The following is a 15233-nucleotide window of genomic DNA, read 5'->3' as shown; positions in this document are numbered from 1 at the left end:
GGTGTCTCATATGCCAACCAAATGCCAATGTTCGGATTTTGCTATTGGCTAGCTTTGCTATACGCTTTTTTAAAACTCAATTTTTAAAGTTTTTTGATCTCAGCTATTGACTTTTATTAGCTGGTCTTTCACACCATGTTCAAACCTGGCCTGTATCGCTTTTATTTTTTTCATAATGTGTCCACCTCCTCAAAATCTTTGTTGAAGTATCTGATCGGCTGTCTACGCTTCTTAGCCTTTTCAATTTCAATACTCATCCCTTTTGAAATGACATCCCCGAGCACCCAAACTTCCTGACATTTACCCATGAGGATGATATCCATGAAAATTGCCAGGTCGCGCTCCTTTTCATTGTTATCATCCATAAACTGTGGAAACATAAGATGCGGAGCCAGTGGAATATTACCTTTCTCAAGTGCAAACCGACAGAAGTCCTGTGCTCGTTTTATGTTCCCTTCGGTGTCTCCACTAAAAGGAGAACAAATGTAGACAAGAGGCCTAAAGACAGCTTTTGATGCTGCCTTTTCCGTACGAGATACATTGCTTAGTGCTTCGTAACACGTTAAATCAAGATAACCTTCAGAGTTTCTCATGTCGATTCCCATATCACACCTCCATCTCAATCTGTGGGTAGATACCGTCGGCCTTCAGCTGTTCATAGATGAAAAGTCTGCCTTTTTGTGTCCATTTGGTATGAACTTTCGTATGCTTTATGCCTTTGCTATCCTCATAAACGTGGGTGTTGGTTTTGGTGTATCCATTGGGAGCATATTTTTGATACAAAAGCCAAATATCACCCTGCTTGAACTGGATTCCCTTTTCATGAAGATATTCATTCATGCGGATCCCGCTCCAACCGTAGTCTTTGGCAATAACGGAGATATTCACGGCATCCTTGCATTTAAGAACAACATCGTAATAGGTAGCTTTGGGTTTCATTTCAGCAATCTGCTGCTGCCCCACTGCGACTGCTGCCATAAGTCTCTTGTTCTTCTCACGTTCTTCCTTCAGTGCGGTAAAAGCAGCAATGGCAAGGTCAGGATTGGCTATGAGTTCATCCGATGCATACATACCATGTTTTCGAATAGCGGGAAGCACCTCGCTTGTAACCCAACGCTTAAACTTCTTCGCTTTTGGCATTTTGCTTGAGAGAATAAGACTGTAAAGACCTGATTCGTTAATAGCAGTCATTGTTTGATTTCTACCGATGGCGTCACGAATCGTTACGTCACTCTTGTCCTCTTCATCCACATGATCAATTAAAGCTTTGCGAGTATTGGAGTAACTGAGAATATCAGCTACATCCTTACCAACAAAGTATGGTTGACCGCCAATTGTTGTGGTGCGTACAGAACCAAAATCTGCATTGTTATAAACTTGTAATTCCATTAGAATTACCTCCTTAAATTTTTTTGGAGGTATTGACCCTCCTAAGTGGTAGCCTTGGGAGAAAGTCAAATCTGACGGTTTTTATATTCTTCTTGTAATTTTTTTGTTGCTCTCTTTAATTTTTGAGTGATGTTGTTTTCATCAGCGCCGATGGAGTTCGCATACTCACGAATTGGAATGCCATCGATACGGACTGCAATAAAGGCATCTGCCCATTCAGGTTTTTTTACAAGAGTTTTGCGGATCCAGACGCAAATAGCCTCGCATTCATAATCTCTACTGCGTGTTTCATCATCGGAGGTTGTACAGAGATAATCCATAATGTTAAAAGACTCATCATCTAGTTCACCTTGGATATATCCCCTCTTGCCATTTGATTTTTTCATCTTGGGATTAGGGTCAATCCGCCTTGTTTCCCTCCGCCAACCGTTGTATTCTTTGGAGTTCAACAGGTCAAACATCTCTTGCACAGTTTCACAGCGCTTGACTTCATCTTTCTTTTCAGGCTTAGCCTCTGCAAGCCGCTGCTCATAGTCGATGTCCAGCATGATGCTGTAATCGCCATCCGGAATTTCAATTGTGGTGTAGTTCTTGTGACCGTTTTTGATGTTTTCTTCATATAGTACTTTAATTTTCATTTTGTACTCCTTTCCGTCCTGGCATTGACGGCGGAATACAAAAAGAGCCTGTGGAGAAGATGACCACAGACTCCGCTTGTCCTAAAAATAGGCACACGAAATCACGGTGGGTGCATCTTCATTCCAAATACAGTCTTTATCACTGTATTCCGAACTCTTATGCATCCCGCCGTCCGTATGCGCACTAGGACATTGAGATTGATTTTGTTGAGTAATACCTTTAAGAAAGATAGGCAGGCTGATTATTCAAATCTGTCGCTGCCTATCGATCAAAGAAAAAAATCTACTTCTTTTTGCTTTGTTTCGTTTGACTTAAAGCACTGCCAGCAACTGATTTAGAATTTTTGCTATAGCGTCCATCACTAAGAATTTTGCTTGCTTTTGATGCAACTTTTTTGGATGTTTGCTTATTATTCTTGCTCATTTCATTCACCTCCGATCTATTGGATTTCAAGGATATTCCTTTGATACTTCTATTATCGCTGATTGTTCATCTTCAAAATATGGATGCAGCAGGGATGAAATATGGGTAAAGTATGGATCTTAAAAAAGGCAAAAAAATAACCCCCTGCATTGCTGCAGGAGGCATAATGTAATCTCAGAACTACTCAATGAAAAGTTCTGGCATATTAAATTGTATATCTTGTGATTCAGTTTCGACACCGATGTTACCACATTCAAGTATAGAACGATGTATCCTTAATTCACCGTCAACCTGTGTTAAATATTTGTTTCTATTAGGTGGTTCTTCTATGAATTTTGATGATTCCCTTGAAAAACCGATTTGTTGTAGAAAAATAGTCAGTGGATTTGTTGTTCCATATTCCACAAATTCATACCAATCATTTTGGAAATGCTCTACTTGATGCACATCTTTATACTCAAGAGAAAACTTCCTAAAATAATTTGAAATGCTGAACAATAGAACATTTTCAATTACACCAAGTGTTTCTGCAATAATATAATTTTTGTGAAGCTTAGAATTTTTGTTATATATGTCGGCCAATTTCATATTACCAACCCATACACCTGTATACGGATTGTTCTCTTTATATTTAAGTGCATGATAAATGATCTGATTGAGACCATTACCTCTAATCCATCTTAATAGGATAACAGCATACCACCGGATAACAGAATCTTCTCTATAAGTACCAGCTTTCCCTATTGTTCTCTTCTCATAGATATCCCACTTAAATACTTTTCTTAGCTTCATGAGGAAGTCAACAAGTTCCTCAAAATCAACCTCATCATTTTCTCCCGTCACCTCAGGATATTTCTGCCCACTTTCCACCAGTTCCCTTAAGTTAATCACTTGATCATATGAGAAACTGATATCAACACTAGTTCTTTCTATAGGAAAAATTTCTTTAATTCTATACTCCTTCTGTTCATCTAAAAATGGGGAGAATGATTCATATATTGGTGTGTGATTACCCTCTGCAATGTCTTTTGTAAGAATCATGGCAAATTTTCGTAATGCTTCAAAATCCTTTGCAGTTGCAGCTTCACGAACCGTAGTAAGTTCTATATCACCACGAACTAAATCATCAATAACCAAGTCCAAATGTTTTTTATTATCTTTAATGTTAATCGAAACTTCCTGTGGTGGAACATCATTTTGTAATAAGCTGATGTATTTCTCGGTTTTAAGATTATCTTCCATGCGAACCAAGAACACATTTCCATATAAATTATATTTGATACGGCCAACTCGACCAACAAGGTTTCTGAATTGCACCTCATCCATATTAGAATTCCCATTTTTATAGCTTGTAATAAACAAATTATCCGCTGGAAGATTTACTCCCTCCACAAGTGTGCTTGTACAAAAGATAGTTCTTAAATCACCATCAACAAAGCTTTTCTCTATCCTTAATCGAATATTGGAAGGAAGGTATCCGACATGGTAAGCAACACCCTTTAAAATCATATCTGCAAGATAACAATCATTATGGACTTCATTGCGGATATCTTTTGCCAAAGCTACAAGGTTTTCATCTTCTTTGACTGGTAGGTTATTTGCATACTGAACGGCATAATCTACAACTTTCTGTTTAGAATTGCAATAGATAATGTTTTGCTGTGTGGAGCCAACTCTTTTAACAATTTCACTTAGTTCCACTTGAAGAGGTATGTTAGAGATATGTGAAAGGGATTTTGCATAATCATTATGAGAATATACTTTACCCTCACACAAATCCAAGAAATACTTAAACTGACATACTGGTGTGTATTTTGACGCCAGTTTTTTGACTTCATCCACTTGAATATTGGGAATCAAGCTTAAGTATACCTCAGGATTTGGGATATTAGGCGATGCAAAAATTACTGTAGGCATCTCTTTAAGTTTCGATAGGTGGGCAACCACTTCATAATAATAAGCACTTCGTCCACCTCTATCTGATATTTTATGAGCCTCATCAACAAACAGAAAATCAATTCTTATCTTTGGCATACCGATCAGCATATGAAGAAGTCGCTCAGGTGTCATCACAAAAATAAAATTGTGTTCTTGCTGTAATACGATATCTCCAGATGCACTCACAACACGATAGTTAGTCTCCTTAAGCTTCCCCTGAAGGCTCCCAATTATATCGCTACGAATTTCGTTTATTAGAGCTTTAGTGGGCACCAGAATAGAATAGTTGTTTGTTGATCCATTCTCAATTTGCTGTTTAATAAATGTCTGCACTACAAATGACTTCCCCATCGATGTAGGTCCAGAATAGCTGAAATATTTACTACTCAAGCCTTCATAAACATCTTTCTGATCATGAAAAAAATAACTTCCCTCGTGACCAGGAATCCGCAATATTGATTTGTCATATTCGAAATATAAACCGTCAAATACATCGGAAGTCTGATAACCAGCCTTATAAGTAGATTGTAATCCACGATAATTGCCAACGGTCGAAAGTATGGATCCAAGGTAGTACTTTATTGATGAATTTTCTGGATAAACTATACTTAATAAGATTACAAGCTCTTGACCCCACAGCCTATGCCTATCTCGTTTTTCTGGGATAGAAGATTTTGCCAACAAATCCGCAAATCTCAATGCATCTTTTATGTTAACTTCTATATGCTGTTTCTGACTGTTGAAGATTTTTATTGAGTAGTTATTTAGCAACGCCTCATAAATCTCATTCAAGTATTCATTTTTATCAATATCTACATATAATGCTTCAGCGAGGGTTTGATTTCTTGGAATATGCATAGTCAATACCTCCCACTAAGCATCTCTGAAACAATGCTATTTTTCTCAGTTGGAGCATCATTAAATGGCACAACATATAGATAAAAATTATATCCAGATAAACCATTGTCACGAATCTTCTGCTCAATGTATGGCTGTAAAGAAGCAATATCATTTAGCATTTGGTTCCTTACTGCAGCACGATATTTATTATTATCCGTTTCGTTGTAACCTAACGAAAGGGTATAGCCAAGAAATACTCCAAATGCCGTATCAGGCTTTGGAATATTGGATTTTTTCGGTAGCAAAAGATCAACCATATAATTAGTGGTATCAGGATCATAGATATTATTATGCGTAGTGTTTTCAACCATCTTCATTTCAATATCACTATTGTTTTCAATATCAATAATTTTATCAAAGGCTCTATCAATGCTGGCTGTCAAATCACCATAAATGTCGGACGCGCCAAATACAAGCTGATGAAATAATTGGCCATTATTTTCTACCGCTAAAAGATGAACACCATCACTTTTACTGCAGATCCTCCCTCCGAGATCATCTATTTCGATCTTACTCATTATCTTTGGAGCATTGAGCTCCTGTTCCATAAAAACATATAAGAGCATCTCTCCAAGAATAGTTTCAGCACAAGTTCCATAAGCTTGCATAAATCTAATTAAAGCTTGTGCTCCGATGGAAGCACTTTTGCCCGAACTAGTATATCTGTTAGCTTTCGCTCTAGAAAACACATAACTTCCTATGTTATCTACAAGATATTCTTTTAATGATTTGAACTTGAATTTGCAGTTATTTACATCGACACCATAAATTTTGACATTTGACGGGTTAGCAAGACCGGATATAGTTAGCGAGGATACTTGATTAAATACACGGTCAAATACTGGATCATGAAGCGTTTTCTGCAAAGGTAAGTGCACTCCCGCTTTAACTTTTTCAAAAAACACAGGTTCAGATGAGGAGTCAAAAGACTCTACATATTCTTTATCAATTTCTTTTATTGCTTCTTTGCATTCTTGATTTTTGACTTCAATTATTGCAAAGTAAAATACCGATGCCAAAAGAGCAGATAAACTGAATGTAGAATTAGTTGTGATATTGATTTTTTCATAACCCTCGATATATCCAATCACAGTTTGATCTTGGATGTTTGAATCCTCACGCAAAATATCTTTAATAGCACGGACTACCGATTCACGTTTACTATCTTTGATCAGTGAAACCACTTTAGTTTGAAATACTTTTTCTGCATCTTCAAAAGATGTATTCCGGACAGCATCAATAACATCTGGCGGTACATTGTCACGGCCACTTTTAAGGTGTCCTGGAAGAGAACTATCTCGAAGCTCTATTGATTGGTCATATGATGAAAAGATAGCATCGCACAACAAATTATTCGTAACCTTTTGGTTGCGAGCTTGATACAATATGTGCATAAGTGTACCAAAACATAATCGTTTCATTGCGATGCCTCCCCTTTTTTTATAATGATAATTTATCACTAAACAATTGCTTATTTTTATATCTCAGTATTCTCTGTTTCCTTTTGTGCCATATACTCTTCACGAATCTGAGAGAGAGTTTTGCCAGTTTCCTTATGTACAGCAAAAACATAAGTCTGAACGCTAGACCAGCCATAAATTTCTTTCAACCACGCTTGCATAGACTTTTCTTCACCATTGACCGTTACATTGCCATTAGAAAGAAGTCTTCCTTCGTCCTCTCTTCCTTTAGCAACAATAATGTCACCCTCTTTAACAACACCCCATTCGAGCATTAAGTCAATTTTAGGTAAAGATCTCCGTGTGATTTTCTTATCTCCAGTTACTGTTGTCATCACCGATTTATCCATCAAATTCACATAATAATCATCATAGTTGGTCACCGGAAGTAGCTTTTCAACATAGAAAAACAAATCCTCATTCAGCTTGTACGGAGTTAATCTAAAGCAACTCATATCGACATTATTGCTATTAAGCCACGCAACTGCCGACAACGTCTGCTCATCAAAATCAGACGCCACCAAGATGATCCTTTGCTTTTCATTGAAGTTCTTTTGGGCATCATTGACCTGAAGGAACTCATTCAACTTGCGAATACCAAGTTCAAATGAGGTTAACTCTCCAAGTTCAAACTCACTTCTATATTTTTCAATGTAGGGAGCATAAACCTTCTTCACTAAATCATCGGTCTTATCTATTGTTGCATAACTAGCAGCATATCTTATTGCCTGGAATTCAAAAGCTTCTTTGCGATGTTCAATATCTTTACGATCCCTCTTGATTTCAATAAGTACAATATTTCCATTGTTATCAACTGCAGTCAAATCACTTCTTCCATTCTTTTCATTTCTGACTTGTCTACCGACAATAAGCATTGACTCTTCTTCATCACAGATCATATCAATACTGTTTCTTAAAATTTCTTCTATATCATTTTCTGTCATATTCAACTCTGAAAAAGTGACCGGTTCAATCCTGGCAGCTTGTTTCCCCTTAATACTGTACATGTTCTACACCCCCAACATATCAATGCCTATTTCTTCTCAGGACCAATTCTCTCCCACTTTCTGTTTTTTTCAGCTGTAGGCGGAAGTTTATCATCTCCAGGTTCAATTGTTACTTGTCTAGGCTTACTAACTTCTCCACCTCGTGGTCCTCGCTCAATATACTCACCAGATCGATCAGGTTTTTCACCCGGTTTTTGTAATTTGCTCATCTCTCAACCTCCCTAAAGTTTCATCTCATTCAGTAAATCCCTAAGCTTTTTAAGCTCTTCTACACTTAGGGTTACACCCTTGCCCATTTTCTCATGTTCAGGCGCCCAATCCCTGATGTCGTATTTAGGTTCCCTGTCACTCCAGCTGATCAAATTCAGTTCCTTTGACCAGCCTTTATTGTTTTCTGAAAGAGTACCCACGGTTTCTTTAATTTCATATTTTATTTCTGCCATCTATATCTATCCTTTCTCAATCCGTTGTAAATTTTCCAGGTTCTTCTGCAACTCTGTCTGACCAGATAACTTCTTCATATACATTTCCGGCCATTTTCTCCGCTTGTCGCATGACGATATTCATAGCTTTTAAAGCTTGATCTGGTGGATAATCATAATAATTAAGAAGCCTTTTAATCACACGTCTCATGCTCGCCCTTGCACTTTTTCGAACACTCCAATCAATAGTAATGTTATTTCTTATGGCTAAAGTCAATTCATGAGCGATTTTCTTAAGCGTCTCATCTTCCATGAGTTCTTTTACGATATCATCAGCTGTCAGTGCATCATAAAAAGCAATTTCATCGTCACTTAGACCCAGTTCAGCCTCTTCTTCACGCATCTTTTTAATATCGTGGGCCATTCTAATAAGCTCTTCAATCACTTCTGCATTTGTAAGTGCTTGATTTCGATACTTGTTTAGAGCCTTCGTCAGCCTTTCAGAGAACTTCTCAGACTTCACGAGGTTTCTCTTTTCCATGGTTTTGATGTTGCCTTCTAATAATTTTTTTAGCATCTCTACCGCTAAGTTCTTCTGCTTCATTCCCTGAACTTCTTTTAAAAACTCTTCAGAAAGGATTGAGATCTCCGGCCTCTTGATTCCCATAGCATCAAATACATCGATAACATCTTCGGAAATGATGGAGCGCTCAAGCATTTGATGAAGTCTTGCTTCAATTTCTCTTTTTGATAATGGTGTTTTATCTTTTTCCTTCAACTTAACAAGACTGGCTTTAACTGCTTTAAAATAACTGACCTCAAGAGCCTTTTCTTTCCCCTTATCAGTTGCAGCACATAGAGCATGAGCCTTGCCTAGCTCAAGAGCTGTCTTTTTAAATTCCTTCTGCTCCTCTTCTTTCTTTCCGAGAATGAAGTCCATGCCACCTACAATGGTTCGCATTCTTTCCACTTGGGAGTTACCCATATACTTTGAGTAATCATAGCCATGCATCATATCTCTTAAGATTTCCAGCTTTTCAAGCATAACAGCAACAGCAACATCCGTATCAATACCGGTATTTTGACGATCTGTATTGGTGTATTGTTTTAATGCACTCTTTAAGCTTTCTAAAATTCCAATATAGTCAACCACTACACCGCCAGATTTTTCTTTGAAGACGCGATTAACCCTTGCAATGGCTTGCATCAGGTTATGCCCTTTCATTGGTTTGTCAATATACATGGTATGCATGGATGGCACATCAAATCCAGTAAGCCACATGTCACGAACAATCACTATTTTAAGTTCATCACTATTGTCCTTCATGCGTTTTGCCAGTAAATCCCTACGCTGTTTACCACCTAAATGATTCTGTAGCTTTTCATTGTCTGCCGCACTGCCGGTCATAACAACTTTGATTTTCCCTTTATCAATATCATCATTATGCCAATCGGGTCTTAGAGCTGTTATGGCATCATAGAGTTCAACACAGATTCTGCGACTCATGCAGACCACCATAGCTTTGCCATCGATGCTCTTAGCCTTTTCTTCGTAGTGATTTACTATATCTTCAGCGAGCTTTTTGACTCTGTTTGGAGAACCCACAATGGATTCCATTCTGGACCATTTGGCTCTGTTTTTATCCTTCTCAAATTCTTCCTGACCCTCTGTGATTTCTTCAAACTCATCATCAATTTTTGTCAGTTCTTCTTCATCTGTTTCCAGTTTAATAATGCGGTTTTCATAATAAATCCGAACCGTTGCTTCATCTTCTACTGCCTGGGTCATGTCATATGTATCAATGGTATGACCAAATATTGCAACAGTTGATCGATCTTCAAGATCAATTGGCGTGCCTGTAAATCCAATAAAAGAGGCATTAGGAAGTGCATCTCTTAGATATTTCGCATAGCCATAATTTACTTCACCGGTTTTAGAATCCACTTTGGCCTCTAGTCCATATTGGCTTCTATGGGCTTCATCTGCGATGATGATAACATTCTTACGGTCAGTGAGTACTGGCATCTCGCCTTCTTCTGGTTTGAACTTTTGTATGGTGGTAAATATAATCCCGCCGGACTCTCTATCATTTAAAAGGTCATAAAGTCCATTTACCTCAGTGCTATTTCCATTGGCATAATTCGTTCTTTGGTTATCTGAAAGTTTCCTTACGGTCGCTTGTTTTGGCGTCTGACGCAGGATATCTTTCGATTTTGTAAAGGTTGTAAAGAGCTGATCGTCCAAGTCATTTCTATCAGTGATAACCACGATGGTCGGATTGTTCAGCTCCCTTACCAGTCCACCGGTATAGAACACCATAGAGAAACTCTTACCTGAACCTTGTGTATGCCAAATAACACCAATCTTTCGATCGCCGTCTTCCTTTGTAGCTTCTTTTGTTTTTTCAATGGCTTTCTTAACAGCAAAGTACTGGTGATATGCTGCCAGAATTTTGATGATGGACTTTTTATCTCCTAATTTCTTCCCATCAATGTCCTTCTCAGATTCCTTAGACTCCTGGAAAAGAAGATAGTTTTTAATAATATCAAGTAATCTGTCCTTATGGAACATGCCATTTAGCAGTACTTCATACTGAGGCTGGGACAAAGGTGCGATATCTTCTCCATCAACGGTTCTCCAGTTCATAAACCACTCTTCATTAGAGGTAATGGTGCCAGCTTTTGCATTGATTCCATCTGAGATGATGCAAAAAGCGTTATAGTTGAAAAGGGATGGAATGTCTCGTTTATAGGTCTGTATTTGATTATAGGCCCCATCAATCCCTACATTTTCATCACTGGCAGACTTTAATTCAATAACCACAAGAGGCAGACCATTCACAAAGACAATAAGGTCCGGTCTTCTCTCTTCATTTTCAATAATTGTAAATTGATTGACGACCACGAACTCATTATTATTCATATTTTCAAAGTCTATGATGAAGGCTCTTTTGGTGCGAATTTGTCCACCTTCATTAAAGGATACTTCTATCCCCTCTGTCATTAACTGATGAAAATATCGATTATTTTCTTCCAGCATTGGGCTGTTGAATGTAATCAGTTGACGATATGCATCTTCCAGTGCCTCCCTTGGAAGATCTCGGTTAATCTTAAAGAGTGCATCTTTAACTCTATGTGAAAGGATTACCTCACGATAATCTTTTCGCTCTTCATAATCTCCACCTAAAGAAATGTCCGGACCGAAGGCATAATCGTAGCCAAGACTTTGTAATATTTCTATAGCTGCTTCTTCAAGCATCGCTTCTGTAAAAATACCATTTGTACTACTCATCACTACCACCTCCCAGACAATCTTTAATTTCGATTTGCATTTCTAAAACAGTCTTTTGTATTACTTTAATTGTATTATTGATCACCCCGCACCCCCCACTTCTCTACTCAATAATTCCACCTTAAATGAGTGATTATCTGAACAGTTTTTTAAGGAACTTTAATATATCAAATGATGTCCGATTATACACTTTGTTGTAAACTGCTTTCTTGGGATTTCTAAGAAATCCATATCCTCGCGGCATCTTTATTCCTGCTCGGTGCACTACCTGCCTTTTGATGCTAGTTCTTGCAGAGATTCTTCTCTTTAAACTTAGTTTTCGGAATCCAAATTTCACGATACGTCACCTTCTTCGTCAAGAGGAACCCTGATTTCTCCTGACATAAGTTTGGTAAGAAGGCCGTCTCTAATTTTGGTTAATGTTGTAATTTGATTTTCAATATTATCTATAGAATTATTTATACTCTTAAAAATATTATCTACCCTTGCAACAACATCTCTTGAAGGTATTATGATTTTATAGTTCTTAAGTATGTCAGTTTTAAGATTTCTAAACACACTACCATTACTTAAGCTTAAAATTCCAATACGATTTTCAGTTAAGAAATGAAACATATATTCTTTTGTGACTTCTCTAAATTCGTCAAAAATTAACCATCCATCATGTACGCATGCATCAATTTTCATTATCATAGGAATTCCTGGAGTCGCACTATTTGATAAAATTAATGTCCCGACTTTTACTTCTCTGCTCTTTTTTCTTCCTTCTTCTTTTATAAATTCCTTTGTCGAAGATATAAATCGAGTATTACTTGATGAAGCGTCTGATATTTTTACCCATGGGATTCCCTCATCACGAATAAAATCTTGTATAGGTCTTGGAGATGCTCCTCTTATTATCTTAGTCACTTGCTCCACTTTTTTTACTTCCCATCCCTTAGGAATCATACCAAGCTCGCTTTCAACCATTTCTCCACCGCTGGACTTATAAGGTTCTCCATCTTCATTGGGAAATTCAAAGTCCACAAACCATTGCTTGAAAATTACTTGCGCCATATTTTCCAGGGTTTTATTGATCTCGTTGTTGACCTCAATTTTATCATCTAAAATTGAGAGGATATGGGCTATAGCTTTTTGTTCTTGTTTATTTTTAGGAAAACCAATAACAATTTCATCACCTAGTCTTTTACGACTTAATTCAGTTTGACCGGTTGAGCCTTCGGCCATATTCTCAATTATTGATTGTTGAGCTTTAATCGCATAACCAAGATACTTTTTATCAATATAATCCGCATTCCCTCGTACAATCGTGACATGTGAGTCTACCGTTGTTGGCTCATGTACTTTCTTAATCTGAGAAACTCTTCCTAATGTCCCTACACCAGTTGAATTGACTAACACATCAAAGTCTCTTAAGAACTTTTCCTCACTAATCTTTTTCTTCTCTATATCATGTCTTCTGGCATCTTCAAATAACACTTTTCCTTCTCTTATACACCTCTGGTTAACAACAAGAATTGATCGATTTTTATCTTCTGTGTACTTTGGAGTAATCCCTCTAGAGATATAATCAGTTAACTGTGATAATTTTTCCGTCTCCCATTTTGATACAGCTTCATTAAAACTCATATCCAATACCCCCAAGATTCTTTCTTATCTCATCTTCTAGGTGTCGGGATTTGGTAAAGAGTTCAGCCAGTTCTGCTGTCATATTCTCCATTTTTTCATCAAACGGGATTCCGTCATCTTCTATATCTTCAATCCCAACATATCTTCCTGGTGTTAGGACATATTCATGTTCTCTGATTTCTTCAATTTTGGCCGACTTACAGAAACCCCTGATGTCTTCATATTCTCCGTCAATATTTCTCCATTCATGGTATGTTTCAGAGATCTTACTGATATCATCTTCCGTCAGCTCTCGGTGTGTTCTATCAATCATTTTCCCTAACTGTCGTGCATCAATAAATAGGACTTCGTGCTCTCTTGGTCTGAACTTCGGATTATCTTTTTTGTTTCTATTTAGGATCCATAATGACACAGGAATACCTGTAGAATAGAACAGTTTATCTGGAAGAGCTACAATGGCATCAACAAGATCTCCTTCCAATAAATTTTTTCTTATTTCACCTTCATTTGAAGTATTCGTACTTAATGACCCATTTGCAAGAACAATTCCTGCACTACCATAAGGCGCCAGATGATAAACCATATGCTGAAGCCATGCATAATTCGCATTGCCTGCAGGCGGAATACCAAACTTCCATCTCACATCATCTGTAAGTTGATTGCCACCCCAATCACTAATGTTAAAGGGCGGATTCGCTAGGATATAGTCTGCCTTTAAGGTCTTATGAAGGTCGTGATGGAACGTATCATCATGGTGTGGTCCTAAATTGGCGTCCAGGCCTCTGATAGCAAGGTTCATCTTACATAGTTTCCACGTTGTTGAGTTCATCTCCTGACCATAGATGGAGAGATTTTCAACTTTCCCTTGATGATCTTCCACAAACTTTTCACTCTGCACAAACATACCGCCCGATCCACAGCAGGGGTCGTAAACTCTGCCTTGGTAGGGCTCGATCATGTCTACCAAAGTCTTAACTACGCTGGTAGGGGTGTAAAATTCTCCACCGCCTTTTCCCTCAACACTGGCAAACTGACCAAGGAAGTATTCATACACTCTACCAAGCAAGTCCTTTTCTCCATTTTGATGGAGCTTGATGGTTGAAATAAGGTCAATTAATTCTCCTAGTCTTCTCTTGTCGATTTCTGGCCTAGCATATCGCTTATCCAGTACGCCCTTTAGGGATGGATTCTCCTTTTCAATAAGAATCATGGCATCATCAATGTACTGACCAATCTTAGAATCTTTTGCATTGTCTTTGATAAATGTCCATCTCGCTTCTTTAGGAACCCAGAAGATATTCTCTGCCTCATATTCGTCTCTGTCTTCTTCAAAGCCTGCACCTTCTTCTACAAGCGCGTTAAACTTTGTTTCAAATTTATCGGATATGTACTTAAGGAAAATCAGTCCCAGTACCACGTGTTTATATTCACTGGCATCCATGCTGCCTCTCAGCTTATCTGCCGCTTTCCAAAGTGTCTCTTCAAATCCAATGTTTCCTGTGTTTTCAGCCATTTATATTCCCTCCAAATGTTTAATAGTTATGATCATCAAAGACTTCAAAAATTTCACTTTCAAAGCCTTCTTGTTCCGGTTCGCTACTCACCCAATCAGGTAAGACTTCGTAATAGTGCGCCAATGCTTCAACCGTTTTGTGTAGAACTGATTCATGCTGCACTTTTTCAAGTAGTTCTACAATGAGCTTATAAGTCTCCAAGTATGGATTATTCTCTACTATATCCATTGCCGCCTTAAACTTTGATACCAACTTGGCCTTTTCAATATCTCGCTCTATAGCATTTATTTCTTCTTTATCGTAAATGGGAACTTCAACAAGGTCATTAATCTCTCCCAAAGAAAACTGCTGCTCATGTTTTTTGATTACAGGCTTCAGATCTCTTTTCAGCTTTTCCTTCTGGATTTCTAACTGATCAATTTCACTAAGCTCACGTCCAAAGTAGGACTGATCAATACCAAAGAGTTCTTCTAATACCGGTAGATATTTCTTTGGAATGTTCTGTCGCCCTTTCACCCACATGTTTATATTTTGTTTTTTAATGCCAAGTTTTTCTGCAAGTTCTATATGTTGAAGGTTATAGAGGTTTAAAATATATTCTAATCCTATCAAGTTCTCAC

13 protein-coding genes are annotated in these 15233 nt (G+C 37.7%); all 13 read right to left on the bottom strand.

Going from position 1 to position 15233, the window contains the following annotated elements:
- Nucleotides 1-170: 170 nt before the first annotated feature.
- The 13 genes from GXN74_RS03335 to GXN74_RS03275 all read right to left on the bottom strand — a co-directional run bounded on the left by GXN74_RS03335 (nt 171) and on the right by GXN74_RS03275 (nt 15225).
- Nucleotides 171-605, bottom strand: coding sequence for a DUF7768 domain-containing protein (locus GXN74_RS03335; protein ID WP_162369501.1), 435 nt, complete (start codon nt 603-605; stop codon nt 171-173).
- Nucleotide 606: 1 nt separating this feature from the next.
- Nucleotides 607-1389: a phage antirepressor KilAC domain-containing protein gene (locus GXN74_RS03330; protein ID WP_162369500.1), complete on the bottom strand. Its 783-nt coding sequence runs from the start codon at nt 1387-1389 to the stop codon at nt 607-609.
- 65 nt (nt 1390-1454) lie between these two features.
- Nucleotides 1455-2027, bottom strand: coding sequence for a sigma-70 family RNA polymerase sigma factor (locus tag GXN74_RS03325; protein ID WP_162369499.1), 573 nt, complete (start codon nt 2025-2027; stop codon nt 1455-1457).
- A 283-nt stretch (nt 2028-2310) separates the two neighbouring features.
- Nucleotides 2311-2451, bottom strand: a complete 141-nt coding sequence (locus GXN74_RS14280; RefSeq protein WP_212505688.1) for a hypothetical protein — start codon at nt 2449-2451, stop codon at nt 2311-2313.
- Between the two features lie 180 nt (nt 2452-2631).
- Nucleotides 2632-5247 carry a DEAD/DEAH box helicase gene (locus tag GXN74_RS03320; RefSeq protein ID WP_162369498.1) on the bottom strand — a complete coding sequence of 872 codons (2616 nt, stop codon included), beginning with the start codon at nt 5245-5247 and terminating at the stop codon, nt 2632-2634.
- A gap of 2 nt (nt 5248-5249) precedes the next feature.
- Nucleotides 5250-6710 (bottom strand): HamA C-terminal domain-containing protein, encoded by a 1461-nt coding sequence (locus GXN74_RS03315; RefSeq protein WP_162369497.1) that lies wholly within the window; start codon nt 6708-6710, stop codon nt 5250-5252.
- 56 nt (nt 6711-6766) lie between these two features.
- Entirely contained in the window at nt 6767-7756 is a 990-nt protein-coding gene (locus tag GXN74_RS03310; protein ID WP_162369496.1) for a hypothetical protein, read from the bottom strand.
- 26 nt (nt 7757-7782) lie between these two features.
- The gene (locus tag GXN74_RS03305; protein ID WP_044391480.1) at nt 7783-7965 is read right to left on the bottom strand and encodes a YjzC family protein; all 183 of its coding nucleotides are present in this window, start codon (nt 7963-7965) and stop codon (nt 7783-7785) included.
- A 12-nt stretch (nt 7966-7977) separates the two neighbouring features.
- Nucleotides 7978-8199, bottom strand: coding sequence for a YdbC family protein (locus GXN74_RS03300; RefSeq protein ID WP_162369495.1), 222 nt, complete (start codon nt 8197-8199; stop codon nt 7978-7980).
- 16 nt (nt 8200-8215) lie between these two features.
- Entirely contained in the window at nt 8216-11470 is a 3255-nt protein-coding gene (locus GXN74_RS03295; protein WP_162369494.1) for a type I restriction endonuclease subunit R, read from the bottom strand.
- 333 nt (nt 11471-11803) lie between these two features.
- Nucleotides 11804-13099, bottom strand: coding sequence for a restriction endonuclease subunit S (locus GXN74_RS03285; protein WP_162369492.1), 1296 nt, complete (start codon nt 13097-13099; stop codon nt 11804-11806).
- A complete protein-coding gene (locus tag GXN74_RS03280; RefSeq protein ID WP_162369491.1) occupies nt 13089-14612 on the bottom strand; it encodes a class I SAM-dependent DNA methyltransferase in 1524 nt (507 codons plus the stop codon). The genes GXN74_RS03285 and GXN74_RS03280 overlap by 11 nt, the downstream gene beginning before the upstream one ends.
- Nucleotides 14613-14631: 19 nt before the next feature.
- Nucleotides 14632-15225: a helix-turn-helix domain-containing protein gene (locus GXN74_RS03275; RefSeq protein ID WP_162369490.1), complete on the bottom strand. Its 594-nt coding sequence runs from the start codon at nt 15223-15225 to the stop codon at nt 14632-14634.
- Nucleotides 15226-15233 lie beyond the last annotated feature (8 nt).

Source organism: Anaerotalea alkaliphila (assembly GCF_010179735.1).
GTDB classification, from domain to species: Bacteria; Bacillota; Clostridia; order Lachnospirales; family Vallitaleaceae; genus Anaerotalea; species Anaerotalea alkaliphila.
The sequence above is the reverse complement of the archived record's forward strand: the minus strand, read 5'-3'. Positions and strand labels throughout refer to the sequence as shown.

Bases quoted from the DNA above. Each gene is read 5' to 3' on its own strand.
- GXN74_RS03300 (WP_162369495.1), bottom strand. From the start codon at position 8,199: ATGGCAGAAATAAAATATGAAATTAAAGAAACCGTGGGTACTCTTTCA.
- GXN74_RS03305 (WP_044391480.1), bottom strand. From the start codon at position 7,965: ATGAGCAAATTACAAAAACCGGGTGAAAAACCTGATCGATCTGGTGAG.
- GXN74_RS14280 (WP_212505688.1), bottom strand. From the start codon at position 2,451: ATGAGCAAGAATAATAAGCAAACATCCAAAAAAGTTGCATCAAAAGCA.
- GXN74_RS03325 (WP_162369499.1), bottom strand. From the start codon at position 2,027: ATGAAAATTAAAGTACTATATGAAGAAAACATCAAAAACGGTCACAAG.
- GXN74_RS03280 (WP_162369491.1), bottom strand. From the start codon at position 14,612: ATGGCTGAAAACACAGGAAACATTGGATTTGAAGAGACACTTTGGAAA.
- GXN74_RS03315 (WP_162369497.1), bottom strand. From the start codon at position 6,710: ATGAAACGATTATGTTTTGGTACACTTATGCACATATTGTATCAAGCT.
- GXN74_RS03335 (WP_162369501.1), bottom strand. From the start codon at position 605: ATGGGAATCGACATGAGAAACTCTGAAGGTTATCTTGATTTAACGTGT.
- GXN74_RS03320 (WP_162369498.1), bottom strand. From the start codon at position 5,247: ATGCATATTCCAAGAAATCAAACCCTCGCTGAAGCATTATATGTAGAT.
- GXN74_RS03295 (WP_162369494.1), bottom strand. From the start codon at position 11,470: ATGAGTAGTACAAATGGTATTTTTACAGAAGCGATGCTTGAAGAAGCA.
- GXN74_RS03330 (WP_162369500.1), bottom strand. From the start codon at position 1,389: ATGGAATTACAAGTTTATAACAATGCAGATTTTGGTTCTGTACGCACC.
- GXN74_RS03285 (WP_162369492.1), bottom strand. From the start codon at position 13,099: ATGAGTTTTAATGAAGCTGTATCAAAATGGGAGACGGAAAAATTATCA.
- GXN74_RS03310 (WP_162369496.1), bottom strand. From the start codon at position 7,756: ATGTACAGTATTAAGGGGAAACAAGCTGCCAGGATTGAACCGGTCACT.